Genomic DNA, 13,918 nt, shown 5'->3' with positions numbered 1-13,918 from the left:
GGGGCGACAGCATGAACCGCTTCGCCTGGCTGCTCGATCGCCTCGCCTATGAGCCGCGCCGCAACGCCAAGATCGCGCTGATCGCCGACTACCTGCGCACCACCCCCGATCCCGATCGCGGCTATGCGCTGGCGGCGATGACGGGCGGACTCGTCTTCCGCAACGCCAAGGCCGGGCTGATCCGCGCTTTGATCGCCGAGCGCACCGATCCCGTGCTCTTCGCGCTGTCCTATGACTATGTCGGTGATCTCTCGGAGACGGTTGCGCTGATGTGGCCGGCCCGGCACGGCTCCAACGCGGTGCCACATCTGCCGGAGGTGGTCGAGAGCCTGCGCGAGGCCGGCAAGGCCGACCTGCCGCGCCTCGTCGCCGGATGGCTCGACGCGCTCGACGAAACTGGCCGCTGGGCCCTGCTCAAGCTGATCACCGGGGCCCTGCGCATCGGCGTCTCGGCCCGGCTCGCCAAGACGGCTACGGCCAGCCTCGGCGGCGTCCCGCCCGACGAGATCGAGCAGGTCTGGCATGGGCTGGAACCGCCCTATGCCGAGCTCTTTGCCTGGCTGGAAGGCAGGGGCGCGCGGCCCGAGGCACGCGATCCCGCGCCGTTCCGCCCGGTCATGCTCTCGCATCCGATCGAGGACGGCGATTTCGACAGGCTCGACCCGGCCGAATTCTCCGCCGAGTGGAAATGGGACGGCATCCGCGTCCAGGCCGTGAGGGGCCGCAGGGCCGACGGCACGCGCGTGACGCGGCTCTATTCCCGCACCGGCGAGGATATCGCCGCCGCTTTCCCCGATCTCGTCGAGGAATTGACTGAAGATGGCGCACTCGACGGCGAATTGCTGGTGATGCGCGAGAGTGCGGTGCAGAGCTTCAACACGCTGCAGCAGAGGCTCAACCGCAAGACCGTCACCGCCAAGATGCTGGGCGAATTCCCCGCCCATATCCGCGTCTACGACCTGCTCGTCGATGGCGAGGAGGATATCCGGCATCTGCCGCTGGAGGAGCGGCGCCAGCGGCTGGAGAATTTCCTCTCTCGGCTATCCAGCATCCGCTTCGATCTCTCGCCGGTGATTCCCTTCGCCTCCTGGGAGGAGTTGACGGCGGCCCGTGCCGATCCGGCCGGTGCGGGTGCGGGGGGCGATGCGGAAGCCGTCGAGGGCTGCATGATCAAGCGCCGCGATTCGCCTTACTTACCCGGCCGCCCCAAGGGCTATTGGTGGAAATGGAAGCGCGACGCCCGGCTGGTTGACTGCGTGCTGATGTATGCCCAGCGCGGCCACGGGAAGCGCTCCTCCTTCTATTCGGACTATACCTTCGGCGTCTGGCGTGTGGGCGAGGATGGTGGTGAGGAGCTGGTCCCGGTCGGCAAGGCCTATTTCGGCTTTACGGATGAGGAACTGATCGAGATCGACAAATATGTCCGCAAGAACACGCTGAATCGCTTCGGCCCGGTGCGGGAGGTCACGCATGAGGCTGAGGCGGGCCTCGTCTTCGAAGTCGCATTCGAGGGCCTGCAGCGTTCGACCCGGCATAAATCCGGCCTCGCCATGCGCTTTCCCCGGATCAACCGCATCCGCTGGGACAAGCCGCCGCGCGAGGCCGACCATATCGAAGTGCTGGAAGCGCTGTTGCCGACCAATGGTTGAACCGGAATGAGTTGCAGCCTTGCGCTTGCAATGCTTGTGATGCGCGGTCGGCCTGAGGCAAAATGTCCGGGTCGGACGAATGCATCGGTCCGGAGCGGGTCACGCGGCTTCGGGCGGGGGCGATGCAGGTTTTAAGGAGTGGGGCGATGAGCAAGCAGCCTTCGACGCGGATCGTCATTGCGGACGATCATCCGCTGTTTCGTGGCGCGCTGCGTCAGGCTGTGTCGAGCGCGCTCGGCGGGGCCGAGGTCAGCGAGGTCGGTTCGCTCGAGGCTTTGACCGAGGCCCTGGCCAGCGGCGGCGATGCGGATCTCGTCCTGCTCGATCTGACCATGCCGGGCGTGCAGGGCTTTTCCGGCCTGCTCTTCCTGCGTGCCGACCATCCCGAGATACCGGTCATCGTCGTCTCCGCCAATGATGACCCGGCGGTGATTCGCCGCTGCATCGAGTTCGGCGCGCTGGGCTTCCTGCCCAAGACCGCTGACGTCGCCCAGATGGGCGAGGCGATCCGCGCCGTGCTCGACGGCGGCGTCTGGACGCCACCGGGCGTCGATCTTTCCGCGCCGGTCGATGCCGAGATTGCCGACATGGTCCGCCGCATGTCGACGCTGACGCCGCAGCAGGTGCGCGTTCTGATGATGCTGTCGGAGGGGCTTCTCAACAAGCAGATCGCCTATGAGCTCGGCGTCTCCGAGGCCACGGTGAAGGCGCATGTCTCGGCGATCCTGACCAAGCTCGACGTCGACAGCCGCACGCAGGCGGTGATCGCGGCCTCGAAGATCGCTGGCACGGCCTGGGCGACGGCTGGCGCTTCGGCCACCGCCTGACGCTATCCGTTCAGACACCGTTCAAGCGCGGCCTGTTTCAGGTTAAGACAGCGCGGAAGCGCCCCGGATCGGCTTGGGGCGCAACAGGATGACGATTGCTTCCATGGAACGGTTTCTCGGTGGCTCGCCCCTCAGCGTCCTCGTCCGCCTGATCTTCATCTCGCTGCTGGTCGGCGCGGCGATGGCCTTCCTTGGCCTGTCGCCGCAGAGTCTCTACGAGGCCGCTGCGCGCTTCCTGCGCTCGATTACAGGGCTCGGTTTCGGCGCCGTGCGCGAAGTCGGCCAATGGGTCATCGCGGGCGCGCTGATCGTCGTCCCGCTCTGGCTGTTGATGCGGCTCTTCGCGGCGCGGAAGTAAACTCTACAGACCTTCGCCGCGTGCGATCGCCGCCGCGTCGCGTCCGATCAGGGCGGTCAGGCGCGTGAGACCGGCACGGCGTGCCCGCGTGGCGAGCCCCGCCTTGATCTCCTTGGCGAGGCCCGGTCCCTTGAACACCATCGCCGAGTAGAACTGCACCAGCGTCGCGCCGGCGCGGATCTTGGCGAAAGCCGTCTCGGCCGAATCGACGCCACCGACGCCGACAAGCGGAAACTGCCCTTCGACGCGCAGGAAGGCCTCGGCCAGGATGCGGGTCGAGGCGGTGAAAAGCGGCTTGCCGGAAAGCCCGCCGGTCTCGGCCTTGTTCGCACTCCGCAGGCTCTCCGGGCGCGCGATCGTGGTGTTCGAGACGATCAGCCCGTCGATCTCGCGCTTGCGCGCGACCGCGATCATGCCGTCGAGTTCGGGCAGGGTCAGATCCGGTGCGATCTTGATCAGGATCGGCGTGTGCCGGCCGCCGGTTGCGACCTCGTCCCGCGCCGCGAGCGTGCGCGCCACGAGATCGTCGAGCGCGCTTTCCGCCTGCAGGTCGCGCAGGCCGGGCGTATTCGGCGACGAGACGTTGATCGTCAGGAAATCGGCAAGTGGGGCGAGCCGGCGCGCCAGCGTCGCATAGTCGGCGGCACGATCGGCCGATTCCTTGTTGGCACCGAGATTGACGCCGACGAGCCCGCCGCGGCCCCGGCGGGCTTCGAGCCGTTTCGCCACGGCCTCCATGCCTTCGCTGTTGAGGCCGTAGCGGTTGATGACGGCCTCGTCCTCCAGCAAACGGAAGACGCGCGGGCGCGGGTTTCCGGGCTGTGGCAGGGGCGTTACGCCGCCGACCTCGACGAAGCCGAAGCCCAGCCCCAGCGCACCGTCGACCGCCTCCGCATTCTTATCGAAACCGGCTGCAAGCCCGACAGGGTTGGAAAAGGAGAGCCCGAACGCTTCGGTCGCGAGCACGGGGTCGTCGGCGCCGGGTTTCAGGGCAGGCGCGGTAGCCAGCGCCGCGACGGTCAGCCGATGCGCCGTCTCCGCATCCATGCGGTGGATCAACGGCCGCGCGAGATTGAACAGGCCGCCGATCATGCGAGATCCTCCGGTAGGACGTGGTGGTTGTCTTTTTTCAACGGCATGGGGACAATCCAGCGCGCCGCCTTCGGATCGAGCGGGGCATAAAGATGCGGGAACAGGGCGCCGCCGCGTGACGGTTCGTAGCGCAGGGCCGAGCCAAGGCGTTCTCCGTCGATCGCGATGAGCAGGAGCCCGTCCTGCCCGGCGAAATGCTTCGCCGCGGTCTCGGCGACCTGGGCACCCGTCGAGAAATGGATGTACCCGTCCGCGAGATCGATCGGGGCGCCGTCGAAGCGGCCCTTGGCCTCTGCCTCGCACCAGAGCGCGGCGGGGCATATCTTGTAGATCAGAGGCACCGGAAATCTCGCACGTACATGTCGGCCACTCGCTTAAACGTTGGCAGGAGGATTGCGCAAGCCATTGTCCGATTGTCGAGAGATTCGGATTGAAATCTTATAAGATAGGGGATATTTCCTATCTTTGATCCCCGCCGAACGGCAAGAGCGAAGCGAGGTCCTCAGCGATGCTGTCACACGACCAGATCTGGGGGGCGATCGATACGCTCGCCCAGCGTTATGGTTTCACCGCCTCGGGATTGGCGCGCAAGGCCGGGCTCGACGCGACGACCTTCAACCGCTCGAAGCGCGTCGCCTCCGACGGGCGTGAGCGCTGGCCCTCGACCGAATCGATCTCCAAGATCCTGCTCGCGACCGGTGCATCCTTCGACGAGTTCATGAGCGTGGTGCGGCGGCGCGAGCCGGCGCCGCCTCGTACGATTCCGCTGATCGGCTTCGCCCAGGCAGGCTCCGGCGGCTTCTTCGACGATGGCGGCTTTCCGGTCGGCACGGGCTGGGAGGAGGTCGCCTTTCCCGGTGCTGCCGACGAGAAGGCTTATGCGCTGGAGATATCAGGCGATTCGATGCTGCCGCTCTATCGTGATGGCGACACCATCATCGTCTCGCCGACCGCGACGGTCCGGCGCGGCGACCGGGTCGTGGTCAAGACCGTGGAGGGCGAGGTGCTGGCGAAGCAGCTCAAGCGCCAGACAGCCAGGACGGTGGAGTTGGCCTCGCTCAATCCCGAGCATCCCGACCGCGTGCTGAATCTCGCCGAGGTCGCCTTCATGGCACGGGTGATCTGGGCGAGCCAGTAGGCGCTTTTGCCAGTCAGTGTCCGTTGGTGCGCCGAGCCGGCAGCATGACCGCGAATACCGCTCCCGCGGCTGAGGACTCCAGCGCGATCGAGCCGCCATGGAGCCGGACCAGTTCGGCCGCGACGGCGAGGCCAAGCCCGGTGCCGCCCGGCGTCACCGAGCCGCGGAAGGCCTGGAACAGGTTGGCTCGCGCCCGCTCCGGCACGCCGGGGCCGTTGTCGATGATGCGCAGGGCCACGGACCCGTTCTCCGGCCCGGCCGTCACGGTCAGTACGGGCAGGTCGCCGCCTTCCGTCCCCGCACGCGTCAGCGCCTGGATCGCGTTGCGCATCAGGTTGGTGAGCACGCGTGCCATCTGGTCCGGGTCGCAGGGCGCCGACAATTCGGGCGGAACCCGATTCTCGAAGCGCGGCTGCTTGCCCTCGCCAAGGCCGAGCATTTCCGCCTGCTCGGCGACGAGCTGCCGCAGCGGGACGTCGCGGATCGCGGGCGTCGCCTCGGCGGCGCGGCCATAGGCGAGAGTGGCCTGGCAGAAGTCGATGGCGCGCCCCAGCGTCGCTATCAGGCGCGGCGCGAAGCGGCGGATCTTGACATCGCGGGTCTCGATCAACTGGTCGGACATGAGCTGTGCCGCCGCCAGCATGTTGCGCAGATCGTGATTGATCTTGGAAACGGCGAGGCCAAGCTCGGCGAGGTGCTTCTTGGTGCGCAATTCGTCGGCGAGCGTCGCTTCCATGCGGGCGAGCGCGCGCTCCGCCTCGCCGATCTCGTCGGCGCGCAGCGAGGGCTCGATGATCCGCCGCGGATTTTCGGGATCGGCTTCGAACTCCATGACATTCGCTGCCAGATGCCGGATCGGCCCGATGATCAGCGCGTTGAGCGCGATATAGACGGCCAGCGCGGTCAAGCCTGTGATCAGCAGAGAGATCAGCAGCAGGCTCCAGGAGAACTTCAGCATCGCCCGGCGCAGCGGCGCCTCGTCGATGACGATCTCGACGAAGTCGGCACCGCCGACCGCCTCGCCGACGACGCGGATCGGCATGGTCGCTGGCGAGACGAGTACGGCCAGCGCCTCCCGGATCGCACTCAGCCAGCCCGGATTGCGCAGGTCGATCGAGCGGGAGACCTCAGGCGGGGGCATCGAGTCGAGGCTGAGCAGGCGCCGCGCCCCGCCGACGCGCGCCGCGATCGCGCGGGCCCCGACGCCCATCAGCAGACGGTTCTCGCTGCCCTCGGGCAGGCCGTCCTCCGGCGCACCTTCCAGAACCAGCGCCGCGACCTGCGCGGCGGCGATCCGGTCATGCAGCCAGTTGCGCCGGAAATTTGCGATGGACGGCAGATAGATCAACACCTCCGCCAGCATGACGAAGAGCACGGTCACGAGCAGCAGCTTGGCCGAGAGGCCGAGGCGCGTGAGGCTACGCGGCTGGCTGACCGAGAGGGCTGGCTTGGGTGCATGCATCGCCGGCGATCTTAGCCGAAACGCCGCAGAAAGCCGATCAGGCGGCGCAAGGCCGGCCGCGTGGTCAATGTCGCATGGAACGACAGCGCGGCGCGGCGCGAGGCATCGGAGCGCGCCATGGCAGGCAGCGGCAGGCCGGCGACTTCGCCGATGCCGAGCCCGGCGCGCAGCGCGATGCACCACGGCGCGATCAGTTCGCCCGCATCCTCGCCGACGATGGTGACGCCGAGAATGCGACCCTTGCGGTCGACGACCGCCTTGACGAAGCCCTCGGTCTCCTCCGCGGCCCGCGCGGCTGCATTCTCCGAGAACGGCCAGCGCAGCACCCGGATTGTTCCGGCCGCTGTGCGGGCCTCTGCCTCCGGCAGCCCGATCGAGGCCACTTGCGGCCGGCTCCAGGCGATGCGCGGCTCGCTACCCGGATCGATCTTCACCGGTTGGCGAAACAGGACGCTGCGCAGCACGAGCCCGGCATGATCGTCGCCGGCGCGATCGGGCAGGGCGGTCGCCGCCCCGCCGGCGCAGGCGCCCAGCGCGTAGACGCGGCGATTGCTCGTCCGCAGGCTGCGGTCGACGACGATGCCGGAAACGTCATGGCGGATACCGCCGAGATCGAGGTCGAGAGCGTCGAGCGCGGGCCGGAGCGGACCGCAGAGGATGAGATGCGAGCCCTCGATCGCCGTCTCGCCGGAGGGAGCGCTCAGGACGAGGCGCAGCCCGGATCGCGTGCGCTCCACCCGCAAAGGCTCGCCGCTCTCGTTCAGCTCGAGTCCCTCGCGCAGCAGGCGTCGGCGCAGGAGCGCCGCGGCTTCGGCATCGTGGCTCGCGAGCAAACCTTCGGAAGCGAGGAGCGTTGCGGCACAACCGAGCCGGCGCAGGGCCTGGGCCAGGGCGGCTCCTGCGCCTCCGAGCACAATCGGCCGTTCTGGCAAACGGGTCAGGCCGGCAAGGTCGGCCTCCCGCAGAACGGGCGCCGTGTCGAGCCCCGGTACCGCGGGCGGGATGGCGCGCGCGCCGGTGGCGACGACGAAGCGGCGTGCCTTGACCGGCTGTTCCCCGACGGTGACCGTACTACGGCTGGTAAAATGGGCTTCGCCCCAGAGGACGGCGATGCCGAGCGCGGTCAGTCGCTCGGCTGCGTGATTGGCCCGGTCGGCGGCCAATGCGCGCTGGATATGGTCATGGATCAGGGCAGCGTTCGGTTGCGGTTCGGCTGCAGAGAGGCCAAGTCGCGCTGCATCGCGCAACGCCTGCGCGCGGGAGCCGGTCTCGATCAGCGCGCGGGTAACGAGGCCGCCGATGTCCCCGCCGATGGCGTCCCGCTCGATCAGGACGACGGAGACGCCGAAGGCCGCCGCGGCGATCGCCAGAGCGACGCCGTTCTCGCCCGCGCCGATGACGCATATATCGGGTGTCAACGCGGCTGGTTTCGCCGCCTTGGCCGTGCCGTCGCTCACCGGATGTCCCGTTTTGCTGTCGTCCCTGATCGCTGATGCGTTGTCGGCCGGGCGGAATCAAGGCCGTTGCGCAGCCGTCCCGGAACGAAAGGGGAAGATTGGCCGGCTCAGGCCACGCTGCGATTGCCGCTACGGCCTTTGATGCTGGCCAGCGCTTCCGGGCGGCCGAACAGGAAGCCTTGGGCGCGATGGGCGCCGAGGAGCTGGACGGCGATGCGCTGCTGCTCGGTCTCGATGCCTTCGACCACGACATTCATCTGAAGCCGGCGCGCGAGCTGGCAGACAGCCTCGATGACGGCCTTCGAGGCCTCGTTGGTATGGACCTCGCGGGCAAAGCTCTGGTCGATCTTCACCTGTGCGAACGGATAGGTCGAAAGATAGGCGAGCGAGGAATAGCCGGTTCCGAAGTCGTCGAGCGCAAAGGTCACGCCCAGCGCACGCAATTCGTCGAGCACCGAGAGTGCCAGCTTGTCGTCCTCGATCAGCAGCGATTCCGTGACTTCGAGCATCAGGCGGCGCGATTCGAGCTGCGATGCCAGTAGAGCCTCCTTGACCGTCTCGACGATCCGGCGCGGCTCGCGGAATTGCAGCGGCGATACATTGACCGAGACGCCGATGCCCGGCTCCCAGCTCGCGGCGTCGCGGCAGGCCTGGCGGATCGCCCAGTCGCCCATGCCGGCGATCAGGCCGGACTGCTCGGCGATCGGGATGAACACGCCGGGCGGCACCATGCCGCGGGTCGGGTGGCGCCAGCGCATCAGCGCCTCGCGCGACACGATCTTCTGGGTCTTCAGGTTGATGATCGGCTGATAGTAGAGCTCGAGCGTGCCATCCATGCAGGCCTTGCGCAGATCGACCTCGATCTCGTGCCGCTCCATCATCTCCTCGGCCATGGCCGGGTTGAAGAACATCAGCGTGTTCCGGCCGGCGGATTTGGCCTTGTAGAGCGCCGTGTCGGCATGGCGCAGCAGGTCGGTGGGATTGGCGCCGTCGAGCGGGGCCATGGCGATGCCGATGCTGGCAGTCACGTAGACGGTCTTGCCGTCGACATCGAAAGCCCGCGCCATCGCGTCGATCATGCGCTGGGCGATGGCGGTGACGACGAGATGGTCCGCGGATGGCAGGATCAGCAGGAATTCGTCGCCGCCGAAGCGGGCGAGTATGTCGTTGCTGCGGATCGCGCTGCGCAGGCGGCTCGCCGTCTCCATCAGCACATGGTCGCCGATGTCGTGGCCCAGACTGTCATTGACCTGCTTGAAACCGTCGAGATCGAGATAGAGCAGAGCGAAGCCGTCGCCCGTGCGCTCGAGCTTGGCGAATGTTTCCGCGATCTGCGTGGTGTATTCGAAGCGGTTCGCGAGTCCGGTCAATTCGTCGAAGCGCGCCATCTGTTCGATGCGCGCCTCCGTCGCCTTGCGCTCGGTGGCATCCTCCGTGAGCATCAGGATGCCGCCCTCGGCGGCCGGTGCGAGCGTGAGAACCAGCACGAGCCCGCCTCGCGTCACCAATTCGCGGCTGGTCGCCTGCTGGGTCGCCTGGACCTCCGACAATGCCGCGCGGATGTCGCGAAGCTGCTCCTGGCTGATCACCTGCCGCTCGACCAGGAAGCGCGCGATCGCCGTCAGGGGCGTGCCGGGCAGGGCAAGTGTCTCCGGCAGGCCGTAGAGTGTGCTGTGTGGGGCGTTGCTGACCGCGAGTTTGAGGCTGCGGTCGAACATCGCCAGCCCATCGATCATCGTGTTGAGCGCGGCGTCGAGCGTCAGGTTCTGCGAGTGCAGGGCGGAGGCGAGCGCCTTGGATTGCTTGTTGGCGTCGCTGAGCGCGATAAGGTTGCGATGCAGCGAGTTGGTGATCGCGATATTGGCGGCGACGTAGAGGAAGGCGAAGTAGCCGATATAGCGATAATACGGATTATGCGCACCGATCAGGCCGATCGCCATCGGGATGCAGAAGGTGAGGAGCTGCACCGCGACGAATTTTGGCCGGCCGGCATTGCGCGCGACATAGCCCGAGGCGAGAGCGATGGTCGAGGCGACGGAGGTGATATGCGCGGCGGGGTCGTCGGTCTGGACCAGTGCGACATAGCAGCTATAGCCGAGCACGGCGCTGAACATCGTGGCGCCGAGAAAATAATCGCGGTCCCAGCGACGGGTCTCGGCATAGCTGTCATGGGCGTGGTTGCGCCGACGATAGGCCACCACGGTCATGATGCGCAGGATGACGATGAGCGTCACCAGGATGGTGAGGCTCATGAAGATGTCCATGCCGGTCGAAACCCAGCACAGGAATGGCGTCAGGATGCCGGCGATGCCGCCGGGAATGATCGAGGCCGGCGACGAGAACAGCGAGCTGACCAGCAGCGCATAGCCGGTCAGGTCGACGGTCTCGCCCTGCTCGCGCCCGCCGGCCGTCATCAGTCGCTTGAGCGCGCCTGCCATCTACTCCCGCCTTTGCCGTCCAACGCGGCGCGACGCGCGAAATCCACACGTCGCGCATCATGCCAGAGGGTTGTACGAGAGCAGAGGTAAATGCTTCGTGTGGTTTTCCGGGGGCGCGCGCCCGGACAGGGGCGGGTTGCTCGCTTTCCCTCAGACCGGGGCGAGATGGCGCTGGTAGACGCGCGCCAGCATCCGATCCTGGGTTTGGGCGATACGCTGCAGTTTCGAGATCGCGCTTGGGCTGAGACGCAGCATGCAATTCGTCCAGATCTGACCGAGATGGCCCAGCTCTTCGCGCAGGTCGCCGGAGCGTCGGTTGAAGGCGGAAAACAACGCGGTCTTGGCAGCATGGATAGGCAGCGAGTCGGCGCAGTATTTGCGGATCCAGTTTTCGCCGGTCCCGGTCGGGACCACGGCCTCGAGGCCGCCCGCTGCCATGAAGTCCTGCGCGCTCATCTCCTCTCCGGACAGCAGCATCTCCTCGGCGGCGCGCTGCCCCATGCGCCGCGACAGGATCGCCACCGCCGTGATCGGGAAATGATTGAACTTGATCTCCGGGTACACGAACGAGGCCTGCTCCTCCGCGATCATCACGTTGCATGAACGCGGCGCGTCGATGCCGCCGCCGATCGCCTTGGCGTGGATCGTCGAGAGCGTTACCACGAGCCCGTTGAGGCCGCTGGAATTCCAGATCGCGCCTTCTGCCGAAAGCCTTGCGTATTCCGTCAGCGCGGCGCGGTCGTTCTTGGCTAGGCAGTCCAGATAGAAATCGAGATCGCCGCCGAGCGTGAAGAACGGCCCCGTGCCGCGGAAGGCGAGGAAGCGCACCGGAGCGCGGTGATACTGGTCCGGAGCTCCCCAGAGCGCCACGATCGCGCTCTGGATCTTCACCAGGCTGTCGAGCAACTGCAGCGTGAAGACGGGCTTCAGCTCCGGCCGGATCGTGACCCAGAGCGTCTTGATATCCGGCTCGTAGGCGATCTCCACCTCCGGCAGGAAGCCCGCCTTGTAGCGGATCGCATCGATGACTTCGCAACTCTCGAGCAGCGTCGGCGCGACGAACCCGGCTTCCAACTTCAAGGACTGCAACATGACGCTACCCCACAAACTCCTTGATGCCGGCAGCGTAAACAAGCTTAACGAACTGTAAACGAAATCTCCTGGAAATGGTTAATAGCATTAAGCATTTTTTGCTTTCCCAAGCGTCAGAGTGCCGCCGCCCGACACCGGGATGGCAAGAGCCGCACCGTCATGGGCCGAACGAAAATTTCGCGACGAGGCCGTATTGGTGAAACGAAAAGAGCGCCCCGATACGCCGCCGGAGAAGATCGTTGCCGGAGCGGAAAATGGCGCTGCCGGCTGGTTCGCTGCGGCAAGATGCGGGCCCGTCACGGGGCAGGCCGGGTGTCGTCGACGGCGCTTGTCCGGGGAGGGCTCAGGGTCTAACGATACCGCCGCGAATTCGCCGCGTTCCCGCGTTCAAACACCCTATGCCGAGCTGATGCCGTGACCCGCCAGACAGCCGAGGACGAGAAGCAGGCGCGCCTTGCCGCCGCGCTCCGCGAGAACCTGAAGCGCCGCAAGGCCCAGGCTCGCGCTCGCCGTTCGGACGAAGCGCAAGCGCGTGAGCTGGAGCCACCCTCTCAGGCCGATTCCTCCCGGACCTGAATTCCCGTTTCCCCCAGATGCGGCCGGCCCCGAGCCCGGCCGGCCGAGCAGGACCCGACGATGGACAAGATCCGCATCACCGGCGGCCAGCGCCTCAATGGCGCCATTCCGATTTCCGGCGCAAAGAACGCCGCCTTGCCGTTGATGATCGCGAGCCTGCTGACCGACGAGACGCTGACGCTGACCAATGTTCCGCGTCTCTCGGACGTGACTGCGCTCTCACGCATACTGTCGAACCAGGGCGTCGATCGCACCGTCGCCGGCAAGCGTATCGGCCAGTCGGCCGAGACCGGCCAGACCATCTCGCTGACGGCCCGCCAGATCGTCGATACCTGTGCGCCCTATGAGTTGGTCTCGACCATGCGCGCGAGCTTCTGGGTGATCGCGCCGATCCTCGCCCGCATGGGCGAGGCCAAGGTCTCGCTGCCCGGCGGCTGCGCCATCGGCACGCGCCCGGTCGATCTGCTGCTCATGGCGCTCGAGAAGCTCGGTGCAGAGATCGCGATCGAGAACGGTTATGCGCTGGCGCGGGCACCGAAGGGCCTGAAGGGCGGCGAGATCGTTTTCCCGAAGGTGACGGTCGGTGGCACCCATACTGCGTTGATGGCAGCCGTGCTCGCCCAGGGCACGACGGTGATCGAGAACGCCGCCTGCGAGCCGGAGGTCATCGATCTCGCCGCCTGTCTCGTCAAGATGGGCGCCAAGATCGAAGGGGCTGGTACCCCGCGCATCGTGGTCACCGGTGTGGCGCGCCTCGGCGGCGCGCATCACGCGGTGCTGCCCGATCGGATCGAGGCCGGCACCTACGCGATGGCGGTGGCCATGACCGGCGGCGACGTGATGCTGGAAGGCGCACGGCCGGAACTGCTGCAATCGGCGCTCGACGTGCTCACCAGGGCGGGTGTCGAGATCGACTCGACCAACGAGGGCATCCGTGTCCGCCGCAACGGCCATGATTTGGCTGCGGTGGATGTCGATACCGATCCCTTCCCGGGCTTTCCGACAGACCTTCAGGCGCAGTTCATGGCGCTGATGACCCGGGCGAAGGGCACCTCGCGCATCCGCGAGACGATTTTCGAGAACCGCTTCATGCACGTTCAGGAGCTCGCCCGGCTCGGCGCGAAGATCCGGCTGGACGGCGATGTCGCCCATGTCGAGGGCGTCGAGAAATTGACCGGCGCGCCGGTGATGGCGACGGACCTGCGCGCCTCGGTCTCGCTGGTTATCGGCGGGCTCGCCGCCGAAGGCGATACCACGATCAACCGCGTCTATCATCTCGATCGCGGGTTCGAAGCGCTGGAAGCCAAGCTCAGCCGTTGCGGCGCCGTGGTGGAGCGCATCAGCGGTTGATTTTCTCGGGGCGGCTCGTCAGAACAAAGCCATGTCAGACGCAGCCGCCGACCCGCTGAAGCTCATAGCGCTCGATGCCGATGATCTCGCGATCGTCTCAGCCCATCTCCAGGATGCGGTACTGAAGGCGGCCGACCTCGTTTATCTCCCGCGCGAGAAGCGCTTCGCCCTGGCGCTGCGCCGTTTCGACTGGGAAGGTGCCCAGCGTGGCCAGCGCCGGCGCCGCCTGACGGCGCTGCATTTCGACCGCGTCCAGTCGGTGCGCAGCGCCAAGCTCGACAAGAACGACCCCGACAAGGTCCTGAACCTTCTCGCCGTCACCTTCGACCTGGGCGCGGACCCGGCCGGCGATGTGACGCTGCATTTTTCGGAAGGGGCGGCGATCCGTCTCTCGGTCGAATGCATCGAGGCTCAGATGAAGGATCTCGGCCCGGTCTGGGAAGCGGTGGCGACCCCTGGCCATCCCGACGGCGCCTGAG

At 66.8% G+C, this 13,918-nt stretch carries 13 protein-coding genes; 7 read left to right on the top strand and 6 right to left on the bottom strand.

Translation table 11 applies throughout. The annotated features are described in order from the left end of the window. Positions 1-11: 11 nt before the first annotated feature. The 3 genes from J0I42_RS12635 (at position 12) to J0I42_RS12625 (ending at position 2,834) form a co-directional block, all read left to right on the top strand. Positions 12-1,649 (top strand): cisplatin damage response ATP-dependent DNA ligase, encoded by a 1,638-nt coding sequence (locus J0I42_RS12635; RefSeq protein ID WP_291655205.1) that lies wholly within the window; start codon positions 12-14, stop codon positions 1,647-1,649. Positions 1,650-1,795: 146 nt separating this feature from the next. After that, a complete protein-coding gene (locus J0I42_RS12630) occupies positions 1,796-2,476 on the top strand; it encodes a response regulator transcription factor (protein ID WP_265058086.1) in 681 nt (226 codons plus the stop codon). A gap of 103 nt (positions 2,477-2,579) precedes the next feature. Continuing rightward, positions 2,580-2,834, top strand: a complete 255-nt coding sequence (locus J0I42_RS12625) for a DUF6460 domain-containing protein (RefSeq protein ID WP_244638997.1) — start codon at positions 2,580-2,582, stop codon at positions 2,832-2,834. A 3-nt stretch (positions 2,835-2,837) separates the two neighbouring features. On the opposite strand, the gene J0I42_RS12620 is transcribed toward J0I42_RS12625, so the two are convergent. Beyond that, a complete protein-coding gene (locus tag J0I42_RS12620; protein ID WP_291655200.1) occupies positions 2,838-3,926 on the bottom strand; it encodes a quinone-dependent dihydroorotate dehydrogenase in 1,089 nt (362 codons plus the stop codon). Then, positions 3,923-4,267: a DUF952 domain-containing protein gene (locus J0I42_RS12615; RefSeq protein WP_291655198.1), complete on the bottom strand. Its 345-nt coding sequence runs from the start codon at positions 4,265-4,267 to the stop codon at positions 3,923-3,925. The genes J0I42_RS12620 and J0I42_RS12615 overlap by 4 nt, the downstream gene beginning before the upstream one ends. A 167-nt stretch (positions 4,268-4,434) precedes the next feature. On the opposite strand from J0I42_RS12615, the gene J0I42_RS12610 reads away from it, so the two are divergent. Continuing rightward, on the top strand, positions 4,435-5,064 hold the full coding sequence (locus tag J0I42_RS12610; RefSeq protein WP_291655196.1) for a S24 family peptidase: 630 nt from the start codon (positions 4,435-4,437) through the stop codon (positions 5,062-5,064). A 13-nt stretch (positions 5,065-5,077) separates the two neighbouring features. Here J0I42_RS12610 and J0I42_RS12605 read toward each other — a convergent pair whose 3' ends face one another. The 4 genes from J0I42_RS12605 to J0I42_RS12590 form a co-directional block, all read right to left on the bottom strand. Next, positions 5,078-6,526, bottom strand: a complete 1,449-nt coding sequence (locus J0I42_RS12605) for a sensor histidine kinase (protein ID WP_291655194.1) — start codon at positions 6,524-6,526, stop codon at positions 5,078-5,080. Between the two features lie 11 nt (positions 6,527-6,537). After that, positions 6,538-7,983, bottom strand: coding sequence for an FAD-dependent oxidoreductase (locus J0I42_RS12600; RefSeq protein WP_291655193.1), 1,446 nt, complete (start codon positions 7,981-7,983; stop codon positions 6,538-6,540). A gap of 107 nt (positions 7,984-8,090) precedes the next feature. Further along, complete coding sequence (locus tag J0I42_RS12595) at positions 8,091-10,421, bottom strand: putative bifunctional diguanylate cyclase/phosphodiesterase (protein WP_291655192.1); 2,331 nt, start codon at positions 10,419-10,421, stop codon at positions 8,091-8,093. Positions 10,422-10,571: 150 nt separating this feature from the next. Further along, positions 10,572-11,513: an enoyl-CoA hydratase-related protein gene (locus J0I42_RS12590; RefSeq protein WP_291655190.1), complete on the bottom strand. Its 942-nt coding sequence runs from the start codon at positions 11,511-11,513 to the stop codon at positions 10,572-10,574. Positions 11,514-11,927: 414 nt separating this feature from the next. On the opposite strand from J0I42_RS12590, the gene J0I42_RS12585 reads away from it, so the two are divergent. The 3 genes from J0I42_RS12585 to J0I42_RS12575 are packed head-to-tail and all read left to right on the top strand — an operon-like array spanning position 11,928 to position 13,917. After that, a complete protein-coding gene (locus tag J0I42_RS12585) occupies positions 11,928-12,089 on the top strand; it encodes a hypothetical protein (protein WP_291655188.1) in 162 nt (53 codons plus the stop codon). A 60-nt stretch (positions 12,090-12,149) separates the two neighbouring features. After that, on the top strand, positions 12,150-13,439 hold the full coding sequence (gene murA / locus J0I42_RS12580) for a UDP-N-acetylglucosamine 1-carboxyvinyltransferase (RefSeq protein ID WP_291655186.1): 1,290 nt from the start codon (positions 12,150-12,152) through the stop codon (positions 13,437-13,439). A gap of 31 nt (positions 13,440-13,470) precedes the next feature. After that, entirely contained in the window at positions 13,471-13,917 is a 447-nt protein-coding gene (locus tag J0I42_RS12575; RefSeq protein WP_291655184.1) for a DUF2948 family protein, read from the top strand. Position 13,918: the final 1 nt, after the last annotated feature.

Source organism: Allobosea sp. (assembly GCF_017308015.1).
In the GTDB taxonomy this organism is placed as follows: Bacteria; Pseudomonadota; Alphaproteobacteria; order Rhizobiales; family Beijerinckiaceae; genus Allobosea.
The sequence above is the reverse complement of the archived record's forward strand: the minus strand, read 5'-3'. Positions and strand labels throughout refer to the sequence as shown.